Source organism: Ruegeria sp. HKCCSA071, from assembly GCF_017872555.1.
In the GTDB taxonomy this organism is placed as follows: Bacteria; Pseudomonadota; Alphaproteobacteria; order Rhodobacterales; family Rhodobacteraceae; genus Ruegeria.
Map to the genome: position 1 here is coordinate 91,540 of NZ_JAEDOX010000004.1, position 17,627 is coordinate 109,166.

A 17,627-nucleotide genomic window follows, 5' to 3' on the forward strand; every position below is an offset into this window, starting at 1 on the left:
GTTACCTACCACATTGTTTTGGCGGCGCGTGCAGCCCAGTCTTTGTCATACTGCGCGCCGCCCTCTTCACCTTCTGACGCCTCGGACAAAAGCTGCCCAATCGTCGGAAGGTCCTTGCTTTCGTCGCCACAAGTCCAAGTGCGGGCGCGCATCAGTGCACGCGCGCACTGGCTGTAAATCTCGTCAATCTGCACAACGATAACCGTCGCCGGAACCTTGCCAGCCTTTTCGAACTGGTTGCGCAATGCCGCGTCTGCGGTCAATCGGGCCGTTCCGTTCACCCGAACGACATTCTCAGAGCCCGGCACAAAGAACATCAGCGAAACGCGCGGGTCCCGAACGATGTTGCGCAAGCTGTCCAGGCGGTTGTTTCCCCGCCAGTCAGGCAACGCCAGCGTTTTTGTGTTCAATTCGCGCACAACAGCACCGTCGTCCCCACGGGGGCTTCCGTCCACCCCCTCGGGACCAACTGTACTGAGAACACAAAGGCGCGCCGCTTCAATCCACTTGCGATAGAGCGGAGTTAAATGTCGAACGACCTTCCGCAAAGAAGCAGCACCCGGCGTTCCGTACAACGCCTCGAGATCTTCTACTTTTTCAATGAATTCCATCAGGATCAAACCCCACTTCGCGCATCAATTCGTTCGAACGTGTTTCGATCACTTCCTCCAACCGCGCGAGGAACTCATCGCGGGCTACACCCGGTTTGATCGGCTCCAGAAAATCTACAATGGCAAGGCCGGGTTTACGCATCACGCCTGTACGGGGCCAGAACACGCCAGCATTCGTCGCAACCGGAACGCATGGAAAACCGAGGCCTTCATACAGGATCGCTGTACCAACCTTGTAGGGTTTCTTTGCACCAGGCGCCACACGCGTGCCCTGCGGATAGATCACCAGCTGTCCAGGTTCGGAAAACTCTTTTGAGACGTCCTTGACCATTTTTGCCACAGCCGCACCGCGTTTGCCGCGATTAACCGGGATACAACCAAGGCGTCGTGCATACATGCCAATGACGGGTGTGAACAATAGCTCGCGCTTCATGATAAATTTGCCGTGAGGAATGGCATCAAAAATCATGATGATATCAAGGAACGACTGATGTTTAGCCCCTATGACCACTTCATTCGTTGGGGCATTGCCCCGCACCTCGCAGCGGATACCAACCATCCACCGGGCCAGCCACATGGTGCTTTTGGCGTAGGTTTTGCACGCTTTCAGGGCACCGTTTTTGGAAAACAGCGCATAAGGTAGAAACGCGATACCAAGGATCAGCATCCAGGCATAGATCACAATCATGAAGATGAGGGAACGAACCCACTGAATTGCCATCAACATCAGGAAAGCTCCTTCAACTTGCGTCGGGCCGCGGCCCATGTGGCAACAAAGGCAACGGCTGCCCCAAGGACGGGGATAAGAACCGGCAATACCCAGTCTTTGCCCTGAAATCCAACTCCGGTCAGAAACCCGCCCGCGTCCGAAGCTTCGGGCAAAAGCAAGACACCTGTCATTCCCAGCAGGGTCCCAACCGAGGCGCCGAAAAACGCGCGATAGGTAAACCGCCGTACAAAAGCACCAGCGATGAAACCATCCTGTGCGCCAACCAATCGCAGGACCTCGATAATCTGCGCATTGGCCGCAAGCGATGCGTTGGCCGCAAGAGTAATCATCGCAGCGGTCGCGCCACCGATCAGCAGGATTGATATCCACCCCAAACGACGCAGGGACATCGCAGCATCGACCAGCGGTTCGCGCCATCGCGTATGATCATCCAGAACCGCGCCGGGTACCTCGGCCCCCAATCGCAATCGCAGCCCGAGCGCATCCAGTCCCGGTTCGCCCTCGATGATCTCGATCAGCTGCGGGATTGGCAAAGTATCCAACGGCAGGTCCGGCCCGAACCATGGTGCCAGCAACGCGGCTTGTTCATCTGCGCTAAGCGCACGGGCAGACGAGACACCGGGTGTCTGGCTGAGGACGGTCAATGCCGCTTCTGTCTGGGCAGCAAGCTGCTCGGCCGGTGCGTTGATGCGCAAGGTTGCAGCGCCCGCCAGTTCCGAGGCCCACCGATCCGCGATGCGGCCAGCGGCGAGGGACAAAGCCAAAGCAAAAACAGCAAGAAATGCCATAGCACCAGCGACAAACAGCGTCAGATGCGCGGTGTAGCCGGTTGGCGGAACAACACGGTCAGCACGGGTATCGCCGCGCAGCAGGTTTCGGATATCAGCCCCAGTCACAGGTCTGCCCCCGCCAGATGCAGCTTTCGCTGCGAAATCCGCAAAACACGTGCCTGAACATGACTTTTTGCCGCGCGGATCAGGCTCAGGTCATGGGTGGCAATCAGAACGGTCTTTCCCATACGGTTCAGCTCAACCAGCAGGTGCAACAAACGTTGCGACATCTCCCAATCTACATTGCCGGTGGGTTCATCCGCCAATATGACATCAGGCGACAGGATGACAGCGCGCGCCAGAGCCGCCCGTTGACGTTCACCGCCGGATAATTCCGGTGGCCGCGCTTCGAGACGTGCACCAAGCCCCACCCAGCTGAGCAGTTCGGTCAAATTGTCTTGCCCAGACGATTCCCCGCGCCCGGAGACCATCAGTGGCAAGGCGACATTCTCGGCAAGCGTCATATGGTCAAGGAACTGGCAATCCTGATGAACAACGCCGACGCGTCGGCGGAGCACGGCCAGCTGATCCCGATCAAGGGCCGAGATATCTTGATCAAATACGCTAAGACGTCCAGAGGTTGGTAACAGTGCCCCGTAACACAGCTTGAGCAATGTCGTCTTTCCCGCTCCTGACGGACCGGTCAGAAAGTGGAACGACCCCGGCTGTAGTTGAACCGAGACATCGCTCAGCAACTCGCCGCCACCGTAGGTATAGCTGACATTTTCCAGCTCGATCACACGTGCCCCCAATATTTTGCCGCTCTTCTTGCCCGAGCAGGGCGACGGTTTCAATGGCTCTACCGAGTCCAATTGGTGACACTTGACCTATGAAACCGAAAACGCCCTTTGCTGTTGGGTCTTAACGGAATATCATCCCTGAAAAAACTATTATCGGCCCTTCATCCGGCCGAGGAGGCAGTATGCGTCTTACATGTCCGAATTGCACTGCGCAGTACGAAGTTCCTGACGAGGTCATCCCCGAGGAAGGCCGCGACGTGCAGTGTTCGAACTGCGATCAGACTTGGTTTCAGGCCAAGCATCCATCCGAGCAGACGGATGAACCGAACGCGCCCGAGGACAAGCCTGTTGAGGCAGATACATCGGACACCGAGGTCGAGGCCCAGAAGGACGCCGAGCCCGCAGAAAAAACAGCGCCAGAGGTTGAAAAACCTGCGGCATCCACAGGAAATGTCGCCCCATCAGTTGCCAGCATCCTGAAAGAAGAAGCCGCACGAGAAGCGGAGTTGCGTGCGCAGGAAGGCGGTGGTCTGGAAAGCCAGCCCGATCTGGGCCTGGAAGCCCCGCCAGAGCCAAAGGTCAGGCCCAAACGCCCTGCAACTTCGGAAACCGCTGTAGATGCCGGGCAAAAGGATGCACTGCCGGATGTCGATGCCATCAACTCGAGCATGCGCTCCGACCCGGCAGAAGATGAGGCGCAAGCACCCCGCAAGTCCGGTGGGTTCTTGCGCGGTTTTGCGCTGATGCTGATCATCGGCGTGGTTCTGTACCTGATTTACGGGAATGCCCGCCAGATCAGCGAGGCTGTACCGCAGGCCGATCCGCTGCTCAGCTCATATGTGTCGCTGGTGGATCAGGCGCGAATCTGGCTCGAAACTCAGGCAGGGTCCGGTGCGCAGAACTGAGGGCTAGAACCGTTCCAGCAACCGCTTGAGGTATTCCAGCTCGATCTGGGGACGGTCTGTTTCACCGGTCCGGCGGCGGATTTCATCCAGCAACTCGCGCGCACGGCGATAAACGTCTTCGCCCTGCAACAGGTTTTCATCGGTTGAAATCGAACCCGCAGCGCCTGGGTTTCGGCCCAGCGGATCGCGGTTGTTGGCCTGCATATCGCCGTCCTGCGTTCCCTGCCCCGGTTGGTTCTGCTGTTCCTGCGCCATGGCTTCACCCAGCGACCGCATCCCTTCGCGCAGAGCTTCCATCGCTTCGGACTGGCGGTCGATAGCTTCGGCGAGATCATCGCCACGCAGGGCTTGCTCGGCCTCGTCCATGGCGCGCCCGGCCCGATCCAACGCCTCGCGCGCGGCGTCACCTTCGGGCGTGCCGGCACCGGGCAATCCCTGTTGCTGGCGGCTCAGTTCATTTCTCAGCGCTTGCTGCCGATCCGCAAGTGAGCCTTGACCCTGCTGGCCTTCGCCAGCCTGATCCGAGCCTTCGCCCTGACCGCCCTGACCTTCGTGGCTTTGCCCCCGACCTTGCCCGCCGTTGCGGCCTTCGTTCCCTTGGCTTTCACCTGATTGCGCGCCTGGGTTGAACTGTTCCTGCAAATCACGAAAGGCCTGATCGCTAAGGCCCTGCTGTTCGCGCAGGGTTTCGGCGAGACCTTCCATGGCCTGCTGGCCTTCGGATTGCTGCCCTTGGCCCTGACCCTGAGTTACACGCATGTTCTCCATCATCTGCTGGAATTCTTCCAACGCCTGCTGGGCTTCGGCCATGCGGCCTTGTTCCATCAGTTCCTGAATGCGGTCCATCATGCGCTGCAGGTCATCCTGCGTCATTTGCAAAGATTCACCATTCTGGCCGGGCTGACGCTCGCCGTCTTCGCCATCTTGCTGTGCAAGGCGTTGTAGTTGCTGAAGGTAATCTTGCGTCGCCTCGCGCAACTCCTGCATCAGTTCGGCTATTTCTTCATCGCTGGCCCCGTTCTTCATCGCTTCGGTCAGACGTTCCTGCGCGCGGCGCATCCGTTCCAATGCATCCGCCAGCGTCCCGTCCTCGATCAGCACGGCAAGGTCCCACAGGGCCTGCGCAATCTCTTCCTGTTGTTTGGGCTTCAACCCGTATCGGTGAAACGTTTCCAATCGCCGCAGCACAACCCGCAAGCGCAGATAGGCTGTGTCAGAGCGAAACAAATCCTCGGGGCGGTGCGACACAGCCCTCAGGACCTGCGAGACACGAGGTGCATTTGATCGCGACCAAAGCAGATCGCGCCTCTGTTCAATCACGGCTGCCGCCAGCGGATCAAAGAAGCGCCGTGCTGGCAATGCTGTCGCATAGGGATCCGAAGACGTTTGCTGATCCGCTGCATCCGTCGCCATCAAGGTTATTCTGACCGGCAGATGCGCCCACGGATGCTGCGAGAAATCCTCGATCAGGTCTTCGGTAAAGTCCGCCCTGTCACCGGTGATCGGCATAGGTAACTCGATTTCGATCACCTCGCGCGGCTCTGGCTCGGCCGCCAGTCCGTACCGACGGTCAATCGCCGCCAGATCCAGCTCGATCCGGGCCAGACCCGAGACCACTCCGTAATCGTCGCTGGCGGAAAATGGCAGCTTCATCTGCCCGCCCGCTTCAGACTCTGCGGTACCGGAAACTTCGATCTTCGGAGCCACGTCATCAATGACCTGCACCGACCACTCCCGCCCCGCCGGTCCATCGATGCGAAACTGACCCGAGCGTTCGGCGACAAACTCCTGTTCCGGGTCTGTTGCCGCCTCGGTTCCGCTAGCAGAACTGCTCTCGGACAGACTGTGTGCGCCAACTTCACCATAAAGTCGCAAGGTGATGCGACTGCCCTTGGGAACAGAAAGCGCGCCCGTCTGATCAGCAAGATATAAGGTCGGTAAACCTGTGTATCTGGGGGGTTCCACCCATCCTTCCCAAGTTGGGCCCTGTCCAGCGACGGCTGTGCCCGGGGCCATGTCCGCCACTGAACCTACGCGCCACAATGAACCAAAGATCAGCGCCACAACAAATGCCAACAGAGCGGCATACCGCAGCGCATACGGGTCGCGCGACGCAAGCCGAAGATCAGGTTTCACGGCCTCAGCAGTGGCCGCACGCTGTGCCATGCGTTCCTTGTGCGCCTGCCACAAAGCAACCGAGTCCCCATCATTGGCACCGATTGCCTGCTCATCCAGCAAAGCCTGAATCGGCCGGCCAGGCAGAGCCTCATCCAGCCGCGCCAGCGCATCAGCGCGGGATGGCAGTTTGAATTTCGTGACACCCCGGACGGATGCCACACCAAAAGAAATCAACGACAGCGCACCAGCACCCCAGACGATTTCAACGGGCAGATGATCCTGCAACCCCAGAATCAGAGCGGCGAGCAAAGCCAGAACAATCGAGAACGCAGGCCAGAACGCGCGCAGCACCTGTTCAGCCACCATGCCGAGATGGGTTAGCCACAGGGACAGGCGCGGAATGGGCAGGTTCGTTCTGTTGGTCAAGACGGGCCTCCGAGGTGGGCCCGCGCGGTTATCGCGTCAAAGCCACGATGGTATGGTATCGCGGTTTATGATTTCGTCAAAGCTTGGCCGTTCACGAATGACTGCAAATTGATCACCATTCACCAGAACTTCGGGGATCAACGGGCGGGTATTGTATTCGCTGGACATCACCGCACCGTACGCACCCGCGCTGCGAAATGCGACAAGATCACCCGATCTCAACGGCGGCATATTGCGCTGCTTGGCAAAGGTATCCCCGGATTCGCAGACCGGACCGACAATGTCATAAGGGCGCTGTTCCACACCGGCGACAGGCTCCTGCACTGCAACGATATCGTGGTAAGCTTCGTACATTGCGGGGCGGATCAGGTCGTTCATCGCCCCATCAAGGATCAAAAAGTCGCGACCTTCGCCTGATTTCACATAGATGACCTTGCTGACCATAATCCCGGCGTTGCCCGCGATCAGGCGGCCCGGCTCAATTTCGATCTCACAGCCCAGATGGCCCAATGTTCTCTTGACCAGCGCACCATATTCAATCGGCAAGGGGGGTGCGTTGTTCGACCGGGTGTAAGGAATGCCCAGACCGCCACCCAGATCGAGACGCCGAATGTTGTGACCTTCAGAGCGGAGACGCTCGGTCAGCTCGGCCACCTTTTTGTAGGCCAGCTCATACGGTTCAAGTTCGGTTAGTTGCGAGCCAATATGAACGTCGATACCGATCACCTCCAACCCCGGAAGGCTGGCGGCGTGGGCGTAAACTTCCGAGGCACGGGCAATCGGAATGCCAAACTTGTTCTCGGACTTGCCCGTGGCAATCTTGGCGTGCGTCCTGGCATCAACATCCGGGTTTACCCTGACGGTGATCGGCGCGATCACGCCAAGCTCAAGCGCGATGGCGTTGATCACTTCCATCTCGGGCTCGGATTCGACATTGAACTGGCGAATGCCACCGCTCAGCGCCATGCGTATCTCGTCCGCTGTTTTCCCAACGCCTGAGAACACGATCTTGTCACCGGGAACACCAGCCGCCTTCGCCCGCAGATATTCTCCGCCCGAGACCACGTCCATCCCCGCACCCGCTTGCGCCAGTGTCTTCAGGATCGCCTGATTGCTGGCCGCTTTCATCGCGTAGCAGACCAGATGATCGGTGCCGTCCAACGCGTCATCGAACAGTTTGAAATGCCGCAGTAATGTAGCCGTGGAATAGACGTAGAACGGTGTTCCGACCGCGGCTGCGATTTCGGAGACTGGGACGTCCTCGGCGAAAAGCGCGCCGTCGCGGTACAAAAAGTGATCCATGCCTGCGCGCTTAGACCATAAGAGGACTTCGGATCAATGGATTCCGAACCCCTCGCCCTTGTTTAATTTTGTGTTGAAACACCAACGCGGCCGTAGCCCGAGATTGAAATGCCGGTGCCCGATTGCTTTGGTTCAGCTGCAGGTTCCGGGCGTCGCGCTGACGAAGGCTCACAAGCTGCCAAAACCGCAAGTGCAGAAACCAGTCCCAGTATTCTCATTTCAGTACCATTTCTTTGCGTGACAGGTGATTGATACGTGGACCCAACATGAGGTGTCGGGACCAAGGGCGCAACATTCAAAAGGATCAGAATCCAAGATAAATGCCCAGCGGTCCGCGGCTTAGGCCGACACCCCCGCCAACATACGCGCCGCTTGATCCAACCCCGATTGTTGCACTGACCGTGGGCTGAGGGGCAATTGGTTGCTCAGGCTCGCCATCAGCCCCGCACCCGGCCAGCACCAGGCCGGAAACCGTAATCAGGATCGCACGTAGCGCGGTTGTCATACCATTGCCTTCCATCGTTCGATCTGGGCCCGCACCTGATCGGGGGCGGTACCGCCATAGGACTGGCGCGAGTTTACCGAATTGTCGACGCCAAGGACAGAGTAGACGTCACCCGAGATTTCACCATGAACCGATTGCATTTCGTCCAGAGTCAGATCGGGCAGGTCAGACCCCTTGCCCTCGGCCATGGCCACCAGCGATCCGGTGACGTGATGCGCATCCCGGAACGGCAGGCCCAGCACCCGCACCAGCCAGTCGGCTAGATCGGTTGCAGTCGAGAAACCTGAACCCGCAGCAGCAGCAAGGCTGTCGCGATTGGCGGTCATGTCCTTGACCATCCCTTCCATCGCCGCCAGAGCCAGCATCCAGTTGTCGGCGGCGTCAAAGACCTGTTCCTTGTCTTCCTGCATGTCCTTTGAATAGGCCAGCGGCAGGCCCTTCATCACCATCATCAACGCGGTATTGGCCCCATAGATGCGCCCAACCTTGGCGCGGATCAGTTCCGCCGCATCCGGGTTCTTTTTCTGCGGCATGATCGACGAGCCGGTCGAAAACCGGTCGGACAGGGACACGAAACGGAACTGGGCCGAAGACCAGATCACCAGTTCTTCGGCAAAACGCGACAGGTGCACGGCGCAGATCGACGCGGTCGACAGGAATTCCAATGCAAAGTCGCGGTCGCTGACAGCATCCAGCGAGTTGGCGGCGGGGCGGTCAAAGCCCAGCGCCTGTGCCGTCATGTGGCGGTCGATGGGGAACGAGGTTCCGGCCAGCGCTGCGGCGCCCAGCGGGGATTCATTCATGCGCGCGCGCGCATCGCGGACGCGGGACAGGTCGCGGCCAAACATCTCGACATAGGCCATCATATGATGGCCCCAAGTTACGGGTTGCGCCGTTTGCAGATGGGTAAAGCCCGGCATGACCCAATCGGCGCCTGCTTCGGCCTGCGCCAAAAGCGCGCGGATCAGGGCCAGAATACCGGACTCCGCCGCATCAAACTGATCCCGGACCCACAGTTTGAAATCCGTCGCCACCTGATCGTTACGCGAACGCCCTGTGTGCAAACGGCCTGCCGGCTCGCCAATGATCTCTTTCAGCCGCGCCTCGACATTCATGTGAATGTCTTCCAACGCTGTTGAGAACTGAAACGTGCCGCTCTGGATTTCTGACAAAACGGTGAGCAGCCCTTCCCGAATGGCCTGCGCATCACTATCACTTATGACGCCTGTGGCAGCCAACATGGCCGCATGGGCGCGCGAGCCTGCGATGTCCTGGGCTGCCATCCGCTGATCGAACCCGATCGAGGCGTTGATCGCCTCCATGATCGCGTCTGGACCGGCGGCAAAGCGGCCGCCCCACATCTGGTTCGAGGATTGATCGGTCATGTAAGAAAATCCGGAGTTGATATGCGCCTATTTCGTTTGATCCCCCTTTATATGGCCCTTGCGCTGGGTGCAAACGCCGCTTTTGCGACCGATGCCGAAACGCTGGCTCCTCTGCGGGAAGACAGCCTGAAACGTCTTATCCTGCACAAAGAACCCAAACCCGCAAAAGAGATCGAGTTTCAGCTGGAAGATGACGGCGGTGTTGGCACGTTGGCTGATTACGAGGGCAAGTATGTGCTGCTGAACTTCTGGGCCACCTGGTGCGCCCCCTGCCGCAAAGAGATGCCGCAGATCGCCGAATTGCAGGACGAGTTCGGGGGTGACAAGTTCCAGGTTCTGACTCTTGCCACAGGCCGCAACTCGCCAGCTGGGATCAAGAAGTTCTTTGAAGAAAATGGCATATCCAACCTGCCGCGTCATCAGGACCTCAGCTCGGCCGCCGCGCGCGAATTTGGCGTAATTGCGTTGCCCATCACGGTCATTCTGAATCCCGAAGGTCAGGAAATCGCGCGTTTGATCGGCGACGCCGAATGGAATTCGGACAGCGCCAAGGCGATTATCTCGACGCTTGTTGGCGCAGAAAGCTGATGAAATAGCTTTAAAATCAGTGAATCATCCTATCCTCCGGGCATTCAACCCGGAGGATATTTTGGTGAAACCAATTGCAGGAATTGCGGCGATGGCGGGTGTTTTCTAGATGGCCGCCGATGCTGCTACTGCCAAGGATGTAAGCAAGAAGGGCAAGGGAGATCCGGTAACCTACACGATCTCCGACCAGTATTCCCGCTTGTCGAATGGTTCCGGTCAAAGCCTTGGTTTTGGAACACAACTGACGCGACGCCACCTTTGACAGTTTCCATCCTCCTTTGCACTCTGCGCTCAGGAGGATGGAATGCCGCTGGAAATTCTATTGGTGCTGGTCGTTGGGGGCATAGCCGGGATTACGCTGTTGCTGCATCTGACGGGCAAGTCGCGGTTGCACGTGCTGACGCCGGACACTGCGCCACGCCAATGGATGCGGCATTTTCCCGATGACACGGTGATCGACGTGACAATCGCCCATGACGGCCACGCGGCACTGGTGCGAACCCAGAACGGGGCCGGACTGATCTGGTCCTTCGGGGCCGATACAGTAGCGCGGCATCTTCAGGATTTCGACTGGTTCGAGACCGCCAATGGCATCGAAGTTCGGTTTCACGACTTCAGCACACCGCGCGCGACCCTTCACCTTGACCAGACAGAGCGCCAGCACTGGCAACACATGATGAGGCCCGCATGACAGACCAGGTAAGTTTTCCCGATGCGGTGCAATGGGCCGTTCCTTTTTTCATCGCTGCCATACTGGCAGAATTCCTGTGGATCGCAGTCAAGGGCAAAGGCGGGCGGTATGAAACACGCGATGCTGTGACCTCGCTGATCATGGGGGCCGGAAACATCGCGTCGGGCTTTTTGCTGGGCTTTATCGCCTATGCGTTTTTCATGTGGCTGTGGCAGATCACACCGTTGGATTTGGGTACATCAATTCCCGTTATCATTCTGTGCTTTGTCCTAGATGATCTTCGCTATTACTGGGTACACCGTTTTGGACATCGCATTCGCTGGGTCTGGGCCAGCCATGTCAACCACCACAGCTCGCAGCACTACAATCTGACCACAGCTCTGCGGCAGACTTGGACCTATACCTTTACGTTCATGATGGTCGTTCGCGCGCCGCTGATACTGCTGGGTTTCCATCCGGCTATGGTTCTGTTCGTTGGCGGATTGAACCTGATCTATCAGTTCTGGATTCACACCGAGGCCATCGGCAAGATGCCCCGATGGTTTGAGGCGGTCATGAATACCCCCAGCCATCATCGCGCGCATCACGGCCGGAACGCACGGTATCTGGATTGCAATTACGCCGGAGTTTTCATCATCTGGGACAAGATGTTCGGGACATTTGTGCCTGAACAGGAAAACGACCGGGTCGATTACGGGCTGGTTCACAATATCGGTACCTTCAACCCTTTGCGCGTTGCGTTTCACGAGTGGGTCGGCATCTGGCACGACGCCACGCAGCCCGGCCTGACACTGCGGCAACGTCTGGCCTATTGTTTCGCACCTCCAGGGTACAGCCACGACGGCAGCCGCGACAACTCGGAACAGATAAAAGCCAAGCACCTGGCTCGCCACCCCGAGGACCGGGGAACGCCCGGTTTTGAGCAGGTCGACAAGATCCTGCCCAAAGGACAGGCAGAACAGGCCTGACACAGCCAACAGGCCCCGCCCAGACTTGAACTCCGATCGTTGCACGCCATATCGGTGATTAAATGTGGCGCATAACTGAGCGAGGGGCGGCATGAAACGTTTGGCAACCATTTCAACCTTCGTCGGGTTGTTTGGCCTGTTGCTGGCCATGCTTGCTGCGCTTGGCAGCTTTGTTGGTGCACTGGTCGCATTGGGTTTTGCCCTGATGATTCTGGGTGCGACAGGAGCCCTTCTTGGAGCCGCGGCATCACTTGTCCGTGCCGGACATTCCGCGCGCTGAAACCACGATTAGCAACTTCTTCTGACGCTTTAACCGCAGATTCATCTGTTTGCCCCGAAACTGTGTCAAAACACCTGTTCCGGACACACGGGAATCTACGCCTATGGGAAACAAAAAGCTCGCCAATCTTCCCGAAGGATTGGACACCCCTTTGAATGCAGCGGTGTCAACGCGGGATCGTTCGGTGGTGCAGATGGCAACCGATGCTGTGAAGCACAAGCAATGTCGGTTGGCCTTTCAGCCGGTTGTTCAGGCGCACCCGCCGCATGACATCGCGTTTTACGAAGGCTTCATTCGTGTATTGGATGAAACAGGGCGCGTTATCCCGGCGCGCGAGTTCATGCCACAGGTTGAAAACACTCCGATCGGACGTGATCTCGATTGCGTCGCGTTGGAACTTGGTCTGCGCACGTTAGTGAAGAACCCCCAGATCCGCCTGTCGATCAACATGTCCGCCCGCTCGATCGGTTATTCCAACTGGTCCGGAATACTGGACCGGTTTCTGAAACGGGACCCGCAGCTGGGCGAACGGCTGATCCTCGAAATTTCCGAAAGCTCTGCCATGCAGGTGCCTGAATTGGTGGTCGACTTCATGGACCGCCTTCAGGATCGCGGCATCGCCTTTGCGCTAGACGACCTTGGTGCCAGCAACTTCAGTTTCCGCCACTTTCGAGAATTTCTGTTCGACGCCGCCAAGATCGATGGACAGTTTATCAGGGGCATCAGCGACAGCCCCGACAACCAGGCTTTGGTGCGGGCCCTGATCGCAGTGGCGCGTGAGTTTGAAATCCTGGTCACTGCCGAATCGGTCGAAACTCACAAGGATGCAGCATTTTTACGTTCGAGTGGCGTGGATTGCATGCAGGGCTTTTTGTTTGGTGCGCCCAGTGTTTCACCCCCGTGGAAGCAGGAAAGAAGTTCAAAAACAGCAAGTTGATCTGTGGTTGATCGACATTTTTTCGCCAGTTCCTATGCTGAGACAAGCTGCCCGTTGCTGCAACTGCAGCATTACGCTATTGCAGAAGTACTTGAGCGGGGGATAACGGGGCGCTCTTGTTTCGAGAGGGAAACTCTCGGCCTGCGCCGTCAGCCATTCCGCCAGACAATGACGGTAAAGGACTGATCATATGACCAACGTAGTAATCGCATCCGCCGCACGAACAGGTGTTGGCAGCTTTAGTGGTTCGTTTGCGAACACCCCCGCACATGATCTGGGCGCGGCCGTCCTGGAAGCAGTTGTCGAGCGCGCCGGGATTGAAAAAGGCGAAGTCAGCGAAACCATCTTGGGTCAGGTGCTGACAGCGGCTCAGGGCCAAAACCCGGCTCGGCAGGCGCATATCAACGCCGGTTTGCCGCAGGAAAGTGCCGCCTGGGGCATCAACCAGGTTTGCGGCTCGGGCCTGCGTGCGGTCGCATTGGGCGCTCAGCACATCCAACTGGGCGATGCCGAAATCGTCGCCGCTGGCGGTCAAGAGAACATGACCCTGTCGCCCCACGCAGCTGCCCTGCGCGCCGGTCACAAGATGGGTGATATGAAATACATCGACACCATGATCCGCGATGGTCTGTGGGATGCCTTCAACGGCTACCACATGGGTCAGACGGCGGAAAATGTTGCCGAGAAATGGCAGATCAGCCGCGACATGCAGGATGAATTCGCTGTCGCTTCCCAGAACAAGGCCGAGGCGGCGCAAAAAGCTGGCAAATTTGTCGACGAAATCGTGCCCTTCACCATCAAGACCCGCAAGGGCGACATCGTGATGGACAAGGACGAATACATCCGCCACGGCGCTACAATGGAAGCCATGGCAAAGCTGCGCCCCGCCTTCACCAAGGACGGATCGGTCACAGCTGCAAACGCTTCGGGCCTGAACGACGGCGCGGCCGCAACCCTGCTGATGTCGGCGCAAAACGCAGAAAAGCGCGGAATCGAACCTTTGGCGCGCATCGCGTCCTACGCAACTGCTGGACTGGACCCGTCGATCATGGGCGTTGGCCCGATCTACGCTTCGCGCAAGGCATTGGAAAAAGCGGGTTGGTCCGTCGACGATCTGGACCTGGTTGAAGCCAACGAAGCCTTTGCTGCGCAAGCCTGCGCAGTGAACAAGGACATGGGCTGGGACCCGTCGATTGTGAACGTGAACGGTGGCGCAATTGCCATCGGCCACCCGATCGGTGCATCAGGTTGCCGCGTTCTGAACACTCTGCTGTTCGAAATGAAGCGCCGCGATGCAAAGAAAGGTCTGGCCACTCTGTGCATCGGCGGCGGCATGGGTGTCGCCCTGTGTGTGGAGCGCGACTAAGTGCGCCAATAACGAAATAGATAAGGGCGTCCACGGGACGCCCTTTTTTGTTACACTGGGGTCGTACCCCTTAGATGCGACGATATTGCCATCCGAAATAAACACCTTGATGACGAAACAATATTGCGCACAAGTATCTCTCAAAGTAACAGCATTACCAAGACGACTAAAATTGGAGGAGTCCTAAATGGCACGTACAGCACTCGTTACCGGCGGTTCCCGCGGCATTGGCGCAGCAATTTCCAAGGCGCTCAAAGCCGAAGGATACAACGTTGCGGCCACCTATGCGGGGAATGACGAAGCCGCCGCGAAATTCACCGAAGAAACCGGCATTAAGACCTACAAGTGGAACGTCGCCGATTATGACGAATCCAAAGCAGGTATCGAAAAGGTTGAGGCCGAGGTTGGCCCCATCGATATCGTTGTCGCCAACGCAGGCATCACCCGTGATGCACCTTTCCACAAAATGACACCCGATCAGTGGAAAGACGTGATCGACACCAACCTGACCGGTGTATTCAACACTGTGCACCCTGTCTGGCCCGGCATGCGCGAGCGCAAATTTGGCCGTGTCATCGTCATCAGCTCGATCAACGGCCAGAAGGGTCAGTTCGCTCAGGTGAATTATGCTGCGACCAAGGCAGGCGATCTGGGCATCGTGAAATCTCTGGCGCAGGAAGGCGCGCGGGCAGGCATCACGGCCAACGCGATCTGCCCCGGTTATATCGCAACCGAGATGGTGATGGCGGTGCCCGAAAAGGTGCGCGAATCGATCATTGGCCAGATCCCCGCCGGTCGTCTGGGCGAGCCCGAAGAGATTGCACGCTGTGTGACCTTCCTGGCCTCGGACGAATCTCAGTTCATCAACGGCTCGACCATCTCGGCCAACGGTGCGCAATTCTTCGTCTGATCCAGACTTGTGAACAAAAAAACGGGCCGGTCACTTTGGACCGGCCCTTTCTGATCCCGTAAGAACGCGCGCGCTGCGATCAGCGGGAACCGAATATCCATCCCCAAAACTGCCAAATCACCCTGCTGCGCTCTTGGTGGGCACGCAGGATCGCCATCTGGGCGGCGGGATTTGTCGTCATCTCGATCATGGCAGTCTCCTTTTTCAAATCAGTTTTATTTGACCTGATGCGAACATGGCGGATAAAAACAAACGCGACAAACGAGCTTTCTTGGAACTTCAGTTAAGTTTTTCTTCACTATGAGTGACTATCTGCCCCCACTTACCGCATTGCGTGCTTTTGACGCCGCAGCCCGGCACATGTCTTTTTCGAAGGCGGCGGAAGAGCTGCATGTGACGCCAGCTGCGCTGTCCTTTCAAATCAAGTCGCTTGAAGAACACCTTGGACGTCCGCTGTTTCGCCGTCTGAACCGCGCCGTAGAGCTGACCGAGGCGGGCCGCGCCCTTGCTCCTGGTGCGGCAGAAGGGTTTGCCACCTTGCAAACCGCGTGGCGCGCCGTGCGCAGGAAGGAGAATGATACCGGACTGACCGTCACCGCAGGTCCGGCACTGACTGCAAAGTGGCTGGCGCCTCGCCTTTACGAGTTTGCCCGTGCGCATCCCGAGATCGACCTGAAATTCTCGGCCACGTTACGCAACATGGATCTGGAGCGGGACGATGTGGATGTTGCCATCCGGTTCGGGAACTCGGCCGATGACGGGCTGTATTCCGTTCCTGTCAGAAAGGAGTGGCTGACCCCGGTTATGACCCCGGAGCTGGCAGAACAATTCACCACGCCAGACAGCCTGCGCAACGCACCGTTGATCCATGACGATTCGATCAGTTTTCTGACCCCGCCCTGCGATTGGCCCGCTTGGTTCCGCGCCGTGGGAATGGATTTTACCCCGACCCATGGTGCGCATTTTTCCAACGCAGATCACGCGATTGACGCCGCTGTCGCCGGTGTTGGTGTCGCCCTTGGACGGCGTGCCATGATCCTCAAGGACTTGACCGAAGGTCGGCTGGTCGCACCCTTCAAGGTCGCGCTGGAAACACAGGGCCGGTTCCGGTTCCTGTGCCTTCCGGGGGCCGAGAAACGTCCTCAGATCGCAGCCTTTCGGGATTGGTTCCTGACCGAGATTGAAAAGACCGCACATATTTCGGATGAGTTCGACATCATTCCGATCGAAGAGGTTTCCGGTTCATGACCAAAACGCGCGCAACAGCCGTCGGCTTTGGGGCCGTCCTATTATGGGCTTTGCTGGCACTTTTGACCGTCGGCTCTGCACCTACACCACCTTTGCTGTTGAACACGATTTGCTTTTCGATTGGTGGGGCGCTTGGGTTGATCTGGACAGGTGCAACCGGTGGGTTTAGCGGGTTGAAACAGGTCCCCTGGACGACCTATCTGTTCGGTTCATTGGGTCTGTTCGGGTACCACGCATTGTATTTTTCGGCCCTGCGTATGGCCCCTGCGGCCGAGGCCGGACTGATTGCCTATCTCTGGCCCCTTCTTATCGTTCTGTTTTCCGGCCTGCTGCCGGGCGAACGGCTTCGCGCGGGTCATCTGATTGGGGCATGCCTTGGCTTTGCTGGGGCTGCTTTGATCATCACCGGAGGCGGGGGCGCCGGTTTTCAGGCGCAACATCTGCCCGGGTATGCATTGGCCTTGCTTTGCGCCCTGACATGGTCAGGCTATTCGGTTCTGTCGCGCAAATTGGGGGGTACACCGACCAGTTCGGTTGCGGTCTTTTGTCTGATGGCTGCGTTGGCTTCGGGTCTGCTGCATCTGGCTATAGAAGACACCGTGCTGCCTAACACGACACTGGGGTGGGTTTCTGTACTGGCACTTGGCCTCGGGCCCGTTGGACTGGCCTTTTATATCTGGGATATCGGGGTAAAGCAGGGCGATATTCAAATGCTCGGAACCTCATCTTACGCGGCCCCGTTATTGTCGACACTTGCTTTGGTGATGGCCGGGATCGCTGCCCCATCCTGGGGGCTAGCGATCGCGGCCTGTCTGATTACCGGTGGGGCCTTGATCGCGGCCCTTTCCAGTTTGAAATCTTAAGCAGACAGTCGCTCGATCTCTTCCTTCAGCTTGAGCTTCTGTTTCTTCAGCTGGGCGATGTGGAGATCATCGATGCCTGGCGAGCGTTGGGCTTGTTCTACTTCTAGACCGAGAGATTCGTGCTTTTTCTTCAGTTCTGTCAGATGTGCGCTCACGCTCATTGCGATCCTCCTTTTATACGTGTCTGAATGTCACGTAAGAAGTTGATCACATCGTTTCCACCC

At 57.9% G+C, this 17,627-nt stretch carries 20 protein-coding genes; 11 read left to right on the plus strand and 9 right to left on the minus strand.

Features of this window, described 5'->3' with window-relative positions; genetic code table 11:
• Positions 1-5: 5 nt before the first annotated feature.
• Genes I9188_RS11350 through I9188_RS11365 form a run of 4 tightly spaced genes read right to left on the minus strand, consistent with a single transcriptional unit; the run spans position 6 to position 2,911 of the window.
• Positions 6-611: a pyridoxamine 5'-phosphate oxidase family protein gene (locus I9188_RS11350; protein ID WP_209506558.1), complete on the minus strand. Its 606-nt coding sequence runs from the start codon at positions 609-611 to the stop codon at positions 6-8.
• A complete protein-coding gene (locus I9188_RS11355) occupies positions 598-1,338 on the minus strand; it encodes a lysophospholipid acyltransferase family protein (protein ID WP_209506560.1) in 741 nt (246 codons plus the stop codon). The genes I9188_RS11350 and I9188_RS11355 overlap by 14 nt, the downstream gene beginning before the upstream one ends.
• On the minus strand, positions 1,338-2,237 hold the full coding sequence (locus tag I9188_RS11360) for an FtsX-like permease family protein (RefSeq protein WP_209506562.1): 900 nt from the start codon (positions 2,235-2,237) through the stop codon (positions 1,338-1,340). Before I9188_RS11360 ends, I9188_RS11355 begins: the two co-directional genes overlap by 1 nt.
• Positions 2,234-2,911: an ATP-binding cassette domain-containing protein gene (locus tag I9188_RS11365; RefSeq protein ID WP_209506709.1), complete on the minus strand. Its 678-nt coding sequence runs from the start codon at positions 2,909-2,911 to the stop codon at positions 2,234-2,236. Before I9188_RS11365 ends, I9188_RS11360 begins: the two co-directional genes overlap by 4 nt.
• A gap of 182 nt (positions 2,912-3,093) precedes the next feature.
• Between I9188_RS11365 and I9188_RS11370 the strand changes: the two genes are divergently transcribed.
• The gene (locus tag I9188_RS11370) at positions 3,094-3,816 is read left to right on the plus strand and encodes a zinc-ribbon domain-containing protein (protein ID WP_209506564.1); all 723 of its coding nucleotides are present in this window, start codon (positions 3,094-3,096) and stop codon (positions 3,814-3,816) included.
• A gap of 3 nt (positions 3,817-3,819) precedes the next feature.
• On the opposite strand, the gene I9188_RS11375 is transcribed toward I9188_RS11370, so the two are convergent.
• The 4 genes from I9188_RS11375 to argH all read right to left on the minus strand — a co-directional run bounded on the left by I9188_RS11375 (position 3,820) and on the right by argH (position 9,552).
• Positions 3,820-6,360 (minus strand): TIGR02302 family protein, encoded by a 2,541-nt coding sequence (locus I9188_RS11375; protein WP_348540334.1) that lies wholly within the window; start codon positions 6,358-6,360, stop codon positions 3,820-3,822.
• 36 nt (positions 6,361-6,396) lie between these two features.
• Positions 6,397-7,662, minus strand: coding sequence for a diaminopimelate decarboxylase (gene lysA, locus I9188_RS11380; RefSeq protein WP_209506566.1), 1,266 nt, complete (start codon positions 7,660-7,662; stop codon positions 6,397-6,399).
• Positions 7,663-7,966: 304 nt separating this feature from the next.
• On the minus strand, positions 7,967-8,167 hold the full coding sequence (locus I9188_RS11385; RefSeq protein WP_209506568.1) for an argininosuccinate lyase: 201 nt from the start codon (positions 8,165-8,167) through the stop codon (positions 7,967-7,969).
• Entirely contained in the window at positions 8,164-9,552 is a 1,389-nt protein-coding gene (gene argH, locus I9188_RS11390; protein WP_209506571.1) for an argininosuccinate lyase, read from the minus strand. The genes I9188_RS11385 and argH overlap by 4 nt, the downstream gene beginning before the upstream one ends.
• 21 nt (positions 9,553-9,573) lie before the next feature.
• Between argH and I9188_RS11395 the strand changes: the two genes are divergently transcribed.
• From I9188_RS11395 to I9188_RS11440, 10 genes are all read left to right on the plus strand, one after another.
• Entirely contained in the window at positions 9,574-10,140 is a 567-nt protein-coding gene (locus tag I9188_RS11395) for a TlpA disulfide reductase family protein (RefSeq protein ID WP_209506573.1), read from the plus strand.
• Between the two features lie 109 nt (positions 10,141-10,249).
• Complete coding sequence (locus I9188_RS11400) at positions 10,250-10,402, plus strand: hypothetical protein (protein WP_209506574.1); 153 nt, start codon at positions 10,250-10,252, stop codon at positions 10,400-10,402.
• 42 nt (positions 10,403-10,444) lie between these two features.
• Complete coding sequence (locus I9188_RS11405) at positions 10,445-10,831, plus strand: hypothetical protein (RefSeq protein WP_209506576.1); 387 nt, start codon at positions 10,445-10,447, stop codon at positions 10,829-10,831.
• Complete coding sequence (locus I9188_RS11410; protein ID WP_209506579.1) at positions 10,828-11,799, plus strand: sterol desaturase family protein; 972 nt, start codon at positions 10,828-10,830, stop codon at positions 11,797-11,799. Before I9188_RS11405 ends, I9188_RS11410 begins: the two co-directional genes overlap by 4 nt.
• 91 nt (positions 11,800-11,890) lie before the next feature.
• A complete protein-coding gene (locus I9188_RS11415; RefSeq protein ID WP_209506581.1) occupies positions 11,891-12,079 on the plus strand; it encodes a hypothetical protein in 189 nt (62 codons plus the stop codon).
• A gap of 103 nt (positions 12,080-12,182) precedes the next feature.
• Complete coding sequence (locus I9188_RS11420; protein ID WP_209506583.1) at positions 12,183-13,016, plus strand: EAL domain-containing protein; 834 nt, start codon at positions 12,183-12,185, stop codon at positions 13,014-13,016.
• 190 nt (positions 13,017-13,206) lie between these two features.
• The gene (locus I9188_RS11425; RefSeq protein ID WP_209506585.1) at positions 13,207-14,382 is read left to right on the plus strand and encodes an acetyl-CoA C-acetyltransferase; all 1,176 of its coding nucleotides are present in this window, start codon (positions 13,207-13,209) and stop codon (positions 14,380-14,382) included.
• Between the two features lie 187 nt (positions 14,383-14,569).
• The gene (gene phbB, locus I9188_RS11430) at positions 14,570-15,292 is read left to right on the plus strand and encodes an acetoacetyl-CoA reductase (RefSeq protein ID WP_209506587.1); all 723 of its coding nucleotides are present in this window, start codon (positions 14,570-14,572) and stop codon (positions 15,290-15,292) included.
• 300 nt (positions 15,293-15,592) lie between these two features.
• Positions 15,593-16,540, plus strand: coding sequence for a transcriptional regulator GcvA (locus I9188_RS11435; RefSeq protein WP_209506588.1), 948 nt, complete (start codon positions 15,593-15,595; stop codon positions 16,538-16,540).
• Positions 16,537-17,403: an EamA family transporter gene (locus tag I9188_RS11440; RefSeq protein ID WP_209506589.1), complete on the plus strand. Its 867-nt coding sequence runs from the start codon at positions 16,537-16,539 to the stop codon at positions 17,401-17,403. The genes I9188_RS11435 and I9188_RS11440 overlap by 4 nt, the downstream gene beginning before the upstream one ends.
• On the opposite strand, the gene I9188_RS11445 is transcribed toward I9188_RS11440, so the two are convergent.
• A complete protein-coding gene (locus I9188_RS11445; RefSeq protein WP_083445267.1) occupies positions 17,400-17,564 on the minus strand; it encodes a DUF465 domain-containing protein in 165 nt (54 codons plus the stop codon). The two genes, I9188_RS11440 and I9188_RS11445, sit on opposite strands and share 4 nt — an antisense overlap.
• Positions 17,565-17,627 lie beyond the last annotated feature (63 nt).

Bases quoted from the DNA above. Each gene is read 5' to 3' on its own strand.
- I9188_RS11445 (WP_083445267.1), bottom strand. From the start codon at position 17,564: ATGAGCGTGAGCGCACATCTGACAGAACTGAAGAAAAAGCACGAATCT.
- I9188_RS11400 (WP_209506574.1), top strand. From the start codon at position 10,250: ATGGCCGCCGATGCTGCTACTGCCAAGGATGTAAGCAAGAAGGGCAAG.
- I9188_RS11410 (WP_209506579.1), top strand. From the start codon at position 10,828: ATGACAGACCAGGTAAGTTTTCCCGATGCGGTGCAATGGGCCGTTCCT.
- I9188_RS11420 (WP_209506583.1), top strand. From the start codon at position 12,183: ATGGGAAACAAAAAGCTCGCCAATCTTCCCGAAGGATTGGACACCCCT.
- I9188_RS11435 (WP_209506588.1), top strand. From the start codon at position 15,593: ATGAGTGACTATCTGCCCCCACTTACCGCATTGCGTGCTTTTGACGCC.
- I9188_RS11425 (WP_209506585.1), top strand. From the start codon at position 13,207: ATGACCAACGTAGTAATCGCATCCGCCGCACGAACAGGTGTTGGCAGC.
- lysA (WP_209506566.1), bottom strand. From the start codon at position 7,662: ATGGATCACTTTTTGTACCGCGACGGCGCGCTTTTCGCCGAGGACGTC.
- I9188_RS11355 (WP_209506560.1), bottom strand. From the start codon at position 1,338: ATGTTGATGGCAATTCAGTGGGTTCGTTCCCTCATCTTCATGATTGTG.
- I9188_RS11395 (WP_209506573.1), top strand. From the start codon at position 9,574: ATGCGCCTATTTCGTTTGATCCCCCTTTATATGGCCCTTGCGCTGGGT.
- I9188_RS11440 (WP_209506589.1), top strand. From the start codon at position 16,537: ATGACCAAAACGCGCGCAACAGCCGTCGGCTTTGGGGCCGTCCTATTA.
- I9188_RS11370 (WP_209506564.1), top strand. From the start codon at position 3,094: ATGCGTCTTACATGTCCGAATTGCACTGCGCAGTACGAAGTTCCTGAC.
- I9188_RS11385 (WP_209506568.1), bottom strand. From the start codon at position 8,167: ATGACAACCGCGCTACGTGCGATCCTGATTACGGTTTCCGGCCTGGTG.
- phbB (WP_209506587.1), top strand. From the start codon at position 14,570: ATGGCACGTACAGCACTCGTTACCGGCGGTTCCCGCGGCATTGGCGCA.
- I9188_RS11405 (WP_209506576.1), top strand. From the start codon at position 10,445: ATGCCGCTGGAAATTCTATTGGTGCTGGTCGTTGGGGGCATAGCCGGG.
- I9188_RS11350 (WP_209506558.1), bottom strand. From the start codon at position 611: ATGGAATTCATTGAAAAAGTAGAAGATCTCGAGGCGTTGTACGGAACG.
- I9188_RS11415 (WP_209506581.1), top strand. From the start codon at position 11,891: ATGAAACGTTTGGCAACCATTTCAACCTTCGTCGGGTTGTTTGGCCTG.
- argH (WP_209506571.1), bottom strand. From the start codon at position 9,552: ATGACCGATCAATCCTCGAACCAGATGTGGGGCGGCCGCTTTGCCGCC.